General features: G+C 54.9%; 1 protein-coding gene, 2 tRNA genes and 2 rRNA genes. All 5 read right to left on the bottom strand.

All coding sequences use genetic code 11. From position 1 onward, the window contains the following. Window positions 1-57 precede the first annotated feature (57 nt). Window positions 58-2,949, bottom strand: a 23S ribosomal RNA gene (locus P0Y43_RS09040). Between the two features lie 237 nt (window positions 2,950-3,186). Next, window positions 3,187-3,262 (bottom strand) — tRNA-Ala (locus P0Y43_RS09035). Window positions 3,263-3,268: 6 nt separating this feature from the next. Continuing rightward, a tRNA-Ile gene (locus P0Y43_RS09030) sits at window positions 3,269-3,345 on the bottom strand. A gap of 77 nt (window positions 3,346-3,422) precedes the next feature. Then, window positions 3,423-4,959, bottom strand: a 16S ribosomal RNA gene (locus P0Y43_RS09025). The 16S and 23S rRNA genes sit together here with 2 tRNA genes alongside, the layout of an rRNA operon. Window positions 4,960-5,526: 567 nt before the next feature. Beyond that, window positions 5,527-6,923: CoA-acylating methylmalonate-semialdehyde dehydrogenase (locus tag P0Y43_RS09020; RefSeq protein WP_275636955.1), on the bottom strand; the 1,397-nt coding region annotated here is incomplete at its 5' end.

Raw genomic sequence — 6,923 nt, 5'->3', positions numbered from 1 at the left:
TCTTTCGTCTTCACCACCACAATTCGGCGTCTGACGCTCAAATTGCTTGGGTGTTATATGGTCAAGCCTCACGGGCAATTAGTATTGGTTAGCTCAACGCCTCACAGCGCTTACACACCCAACCTATCAACGTCGTAGTCTTCGACGGCCCTTCAGGGGATTCAAGATCCCAGTGAGATCTCATCTTGAGGCAAGTTTCCCGCTTAGATGCTTTCAGCGGTTATCTCTTCCGAACATAGCTACCCGGCAATGCCACTGGCGTGACAACCGGAACACCAGAGGTTCGTCCACTCCGGTCCTCTCGTACTAGGAGCAGCCCCTCTCAAATCTCAAACGTCCACGGCAGATAGGGACCGAACTGTCTCACGACGTTCTAAACCCAGCTCGCGTACCACTTTAAATGGCGAACAGCCATACCCTTGGGACCGGCTTCAGCCCCAGGATGTGATGAGCCGACATCGAGGTGCCAAACACCGCCGTCGATATGAACTCTTGGGCGGTATCAGCCTGTTATCCCCGGAGTACCTTTTATCCGTTGAGCGATGGCCCTTCCATACAGAACCACCGGATCACTAAGACCTACTTTCGTACCTGCTCGACGTGTCTGTCTCGCAGTCAAGCGCGCTTTTGCCTTTATACTCTACGACCGATTTCCGACCGGTCTGAGCGCACCTTCGTACTCCTCCGTTACTCTTTGGGAGGAGACCGCCCCAGTCAAACTACCCACCATACACTGTCCTCGATCCGGATCACGGACCTGAGTTAGAACCTCAAGGTTGCCAGGGTGGTATTTCAAGGATGGCTCCATGAGAACTGGCGTCCCCACTTCAAAGCCTCCCACCTATCCTACACAAGCAAGCTCAAAGTCCAGTGCAAAGCTATAGTAAAGGTTCACGGGGTCTTTCCGTCTAGCCGCGGATACACTGCATCTTCACAGCGATTTCAATTTCACTGAGTCTCGGGTGGAGACAGCGCCGCCATCGTTACGCCATTCGTGCAGGTCGGAACTTACCCGACAAGGAATTTCGCTACCTTAGGACCGTTATAGTTACGGCCGCCGTTTACCGGGGCTTCGATCAAGAGCTTCGCTTGCGCTAACCCCATCAATTAACCTTCCGGCACCGGGCAGGCGTCACACCCTATACGTCCACTTTCGTGTTTGCAGAGTGCTGTGTTTTTAATAAACAGTCGCAGCGGCCTGGTATCTTCGACCGGCATGAGCTTACGGAGCAAGTCCTTCACCCTCGCCGGCGCACCTTCTCCCGAAGTTACGGTGCCATTTTGCCTAGTTCCTTCACCCGAGTTCTCTCAAGCGCCTTGGTATTCTCTACCCGACCACCTGTGTCGGTTTGGGGTACGGTTCCCGGTTATCTGAAGCTTAGGAGCTTTTCTTGGAAGCATGGCATCAACCACTTCGTCGCCTAAAGGCAACTCGTCATCAGCTCTCGGCCTTGAAATCCCGGATTTGCCTAAGATTTCAGCCTACCACCTTAAACTTGGACAACCAACGCCAAGCTGGCCTAGCCTTCTCCGTCCCTCCATCGCAATAACCGGAAGTACAGGAATATTAACCTGTTTTCCATCGACTACGCTTTTCAGCCTCGCCTTAGGGACCGACTAACCCTGCGTCGATTAACGTTGCGCAGGAAACCTTGGTCTTTCGGCGTGCGAGTTTTTCACTCGCATTGTCGTTACTCATGTCAGCATTCGCACTTCTGATACCTCCAGCAAGCTTCTCAACTCACCTTCACAGGCTTACAGAACGCTCCTCTACCGCATCACCAAAGGTGATACCCGTAGCTTCGGTGCATGGTTTGAGCCCCGTTACATCTTCCGCGCAGGCCGACTCGACTAGTGAGCTATTACGCTTTCTTTAAAGGGTGGCTGCTTCTAAGCCAACCTCCTAGCTGTCTAAGCCTTCCCACATCGTTTCCCACTTAACCATGACTTTGGGACCTTAGCTGACGGTCTGGGTTGTTTCCCTTTTCACGACGGACGTTAGCACCCGCCGTGTGTCTCCCATGCTCGGCACTTGCTGGTATTCGGAGTTTGCATCGGTTTGGTAAGTCGGGATGACCCCCTAGCCGAAACAGTGCTCTACCCCCAGCAGTGATACATGAGGCGCTACCTAAATAGCTTTCGAGGAGAACCAGCTATCTCCGAGCTTGATTAGCCTTTCACTCCGATCCACAGGTCATCCGCTAACTTTTCAACGGTAGTCGGTTCGGTCCTCCAGTCAGTGTTACCTAACCTTCAACCTGCCCATGGATAGATCGCCCGGTTTCGGGTCTATACCCAGCGACTAAACGCCCTATTAAGACTCGCTTTCGCTACGCCTCCCCTATTCGGTTAAGCTCGCCACTGAATATAAGTCGCTGACCCATTATACAAAAGGTACGCAGTCACCTAACAAAGTAGGCTCCCACTGCTTGTACGCATACGGTTTCAGGTTCTATTTCACTCCCCTCTCCGGGGTTCTTTTCGCCTTTCCCTCACGGTACTGGTTCACTATCGGTCAGTCAGTAGTATTTAGCCTTGGAGGATGGTCCCCCCATGTTCAGACAAAGTTTCTCGTGCTCCGTCCTACTCGATTTCACTGGCAAGAGATTTTCGTGTACGGGGCTATCACCCACTATGGCCGCACTTTCCAGAGCGTTCCACTAATCTCAAACCAGCTTAAGGGCTGGTCCCCGTTCGCTCGCCACTACTAAGGGAATCTCGGTTGATTTCTTTTCCTCAGGGTACTTAGATGTTTCAGTTCCCCTGGTTCGCCTCTTGCACCTATGTATTCAGTACAAGATACCTAGGTTATCCTAGGTGGGTTCCCCCATTCAGAGATCTCTGGATCACAGTCTGTTTGCCGACTCCCCAAAGCTTATCGCAGGCTACCACGTCTTTCATCGCCTCTGACTGCCAAGGCATCCACCGTATGCGCTTCTTCACTTGACCATATAACCCCAAGCAATCTGGTTATACTGTGAAGACGACATTCGCCGAAAATTCGCATGTTGCGCTCTCGCGCAGAACTCACAAATTTTACCTTAGCCTGATTAACCAGCAGTGAAACTGGCCATCAGTCTATCTATCACATATCCGAATTTTTAAAGAACGATCTGACAAAAGCCAGAAATCAACATTCAACAGCGAATGCTCATTTCTAGGTTCTGATCAAGGTACCGCAGAAAGTGGTGGAGCCAAGCGGGATCGAACCGCTGACCTCCTGCGTGCAAGGCAGGCGCTCTCCCAGCTGAGCTATGGCCCCGCATATTGGTAGGTCTGGGCAGATTTGAACTGCCGACCTCACCCTTATCAGGGGTGCGCTCTAACCAACTGAGCTACAGACCTATATAGGGTCTTGATCGTCTTCGACAATGAATCAAGCAATTCGTGTGGGAGCTCATCAGCAGGCTGATGTCTTCGATTAAGGAGGTGATCCAGCCGCAGGTTCCCCTACGGCTACCTTGTTACGACTTCACCCCAGTCATGAATCACACCGTGGTAACCGTCCCCCCGAAGGTTAGACTAGCTACTTCTGGTGCAACCCACTCCCATGGTGTGACGGGCGGTGTGTACAAGGCCCGGGAACGTATTCACCGCGACATTCTGATTCGCGATTACTAGCGATTCCGACTTCACGCAGTCGAGTTGCAGACTGCGATCCGGACTACGATCGGTTTTGTGAGATTAGCTCCACCTCGCGGCTTGGCAACCCTCTGTACCGACCATTGTAGCACGTGTGTAGCCCAGGCCGTAAGGGCCATGATGACTTGACGTCATCCCCACCTTCCTCCGGTTTGTCACCGGCAGTCTCCTTAGAGTGCCCACCATTACGTGCTGGTAACTAAGGACAAGGGTTGCGCTCGTTACGGGACTTAACCCAACATCTCACGACACGAGCTGACGACAGCCATGCAGCACCTGTGTCAGAGTTCCCGAAGGCACCAATCCATCTCTGGAAAGTTCTCTGCATGTCAAGGCCTGGTAAGGTTCTTCGCGTTGCTTCGAATTAAACCACATGCTCCACCGCTTGTGCGGGCCCCCGTCAATTCATTTGAGTTTTAACCTTGCGGCCGTACTCCCCAGGCGGTCAACTTAATGCGTTAGCTGCGCCACTAAAATCTCAAGGATTCCAACGGCTAGTTGACATCGTTTACGGCGTGGACTACCAGGGTATCTAATCCTGTTTGCTCCCCACGCTTTCGCACCTCAGTGTCAGTATCAGTCCAGGTGGTCGCCTTCGCCACTGGTGTTCCTTCCTATATCTACGCATTTCACCGCTACACAGGAAATTCCACCACCCTCTACCATACTCTAGCTCGCCAGTTTTGGATGCAGTTCCCAGGTTGAGCCCGGGGCTTTCACATCCAACTTAACGAACCACCTACGCGCGCTTTACGCCCAGTAATTCCGATTAACGCTTGCACCCTCTGTATTACCGCGGCTGCTGGCACAGAGTTAGCCGGTGCTTATTCTGTCGGTAACGTCAAAATTGCACGGTATTAACGTACAACCCTTCCTCCCAACTTAAAGTGCTTTACAATCCGAAGACCTTCTTCACACACGCGGCATGGCTGGATCAGGCTTTCGCCCATTGTCCAATATTCCCCACTGCTGCCTCCCGTAGGAGTCTGGACCGTGTCTCAGTTCCAGTGTGACTGATCATCCTCTCAGACCAGTTACGGATCGTCGCCTTGGTGAGCCATTACCTCACCAACTAGCTAATCCGACCTAGGCTCATCTGATAGCGCAAGGCCCGAAGGTCCCCTGCTTTCTCCCGTAGGACGTATGCGGTATTAGCGTTCCTTTCGAAACGTTGTCCCCCACTACCAGGCAGATTCCTAGGCATTACTCACCCGTCCGCCGCTGAATCCAGGAGCAAGCTCCCGTCATCCGCTCGACTTGCATGTGTTAGGCCTGCCGCCAGCGTTCAATCTGAGCCATGATCAAACTCTTCAGTTCAATACTGCTTGGGTTTTTAAGAAACCCTAAACTTGGCTCAGCAATCTCAAATGACTATGTGATTTCTCGCATGGCCACTTGTGATGCTGATAATCTTGGCGACTATCAGTCCGTACTCACAAGCACCCACACGAATTGCTTGATTCGATTTGTTAAAGAGCGTTTGGTTAAGAGCTTTTCGTCTCAACCGAGGCGCGCATTCTACGCTTTCCTCAAAGTCTGTCAAGCGTTTATTTTGAAGTTTTTTGCGAGAAACTCGTTTCACTTCAAACACTTGACTCGCTGCGATCGCTCGTAGCGGGAGGCGAATCATACAGCGTTACAACCTGCTGTCAACTGCCTTTTTCACCGCTGCCGACCTGTCGATCGAGCACTTCCGAGACTGCCTGAATCGCTCAACTCGTTGATTAACAAGGAGTTTTGCGCTTCGACTACGTCGGAAGTGGGGCGCATTATAAGGGCCTCGGAAACTCCGTCAACCCTTTATTTCAAAAATATTGAAAAGAATGGGGGGTCGATAAAAGAGCGGGGAGGCCTGACGGCCTCCCTGCTCTTTATATAGACGCCTTACAGGCTAGGGAACGCGAACTGCGACGCCTCATGGCTGGCCCGCTGCGGCCAGCGCTGGGTGATCGCCTTGCGCCGGGTGTAGAACCGCACACCATCCGGCCCATACGCATGCAGGTCACCGAACAGCGAACGCTTCCAGCCACCGAAGCTGTGGTAGCTCACCGGCACCGGCAGCGGCACGTTCACACCCACCATGCCCACCTCGATCTCGTCGCAGAACAACCGCGCCGCTTCACCGTCACGGGTGAAGATGCACGTGCCGTTGCCGTACTCGTGGTCGTTGATCAGCTGCATCGCCGCTTCCAGGCTGTTCACCCGCACCACGCACAGCACCGGGCCGAAGATCTCTTCCTTGTAGATGCGCATCTCCGGCGTCACCCGGTCGAACAGCGTGCCGCCGACGAAGTAACCATCCTCATTGCCCGGCACACGGAAACCACGGCCATCGACCACCAGCTGCGCGCCCGCCGCCACGCCGTCGTCGATATAACCGAGCACCTTGTCACGCGCCGCCGCCGTCACCAGCGGGCCCATGTCCAGCCCGCACGAGGTGCCGGCACCGATCTTCAGCGCCTTGATCTGCGGCTCCAGCTTGGCGATCAGCGCATCGGCCACCTGGTCGCCCACGCACACCGCCACCGAAATCGCCATGCAGCGCTCGCCGCACGAACCGTAGGCCGCGCCCATCAGCGCGCTGACCGCGTTGTCCAGGTCGGCATCCGGCATCAGCACCGCGTGGTTCTTCGCGCCACCCAAGGCCTGCACGCGCTTGCCGCGCTTGGTGCCTTCGGCGTAGATGTACTCGGCGATCGGGGTCGAGCCCACGAAGCTCAGGGCCTTCACTTCCGGCGCTTCGATCAGCGCATCCACCGCTTCCTTGTCGCCGTGCACCACGTTCAGGATGCCCTTCGGCAAGCCCGCGTCGTGCAGCAGCTGGGCGATGAACAGCGTCGAGCTCGGGTCACGCTCCGACGGCTTGAGGATGAATGCGTTACCGCAGGCAATCGCCAGCGGGTACATCCACAGCGGCACCATCGCCGGGAAGTTGAACGGGGTGATACCCGCCACCACGCCCAGCGGCTGGAAGTCCGACCAGGCATCGATGTTCGGGCCAACGTTGCGGCTGTACTCGCCCTTCAACACTTCCGGCGCGGCGCAGGCGAACTCGACGTTCTCGATGCCGCGCTTCAGCTCGCCGGCGGCGTCTTCGAGCGTCTTGCCGTGCTCCTCGCTGATCATCTGCGCGATCTTCGCTTCGTTCTGCTCCAGCAACTGCTTGAAGCGGAACATCACTTGCGCGCGCTTGGCCGGTGGGGTGTTGCGCCAGGCCGGGAACGCCGCCTTGGCCGAGTCGATGGCCTGCTGCACGGTGGCGCGGCTGGCCAGTTCGACCT

This window comes from Pseudomonas entomophila, assembly GCF_029193575.1.
Lineage (GTDB): Bacteria > Pseudomonadota > Gammaproteobacteria > Pseudomonadales > Pseudomonadaceae > Aquipseudomonas > Aquipseudomonas entomophila_G.
This window is presented reverse-complemented; position numbering and strand designations above follow the sequence as displayed.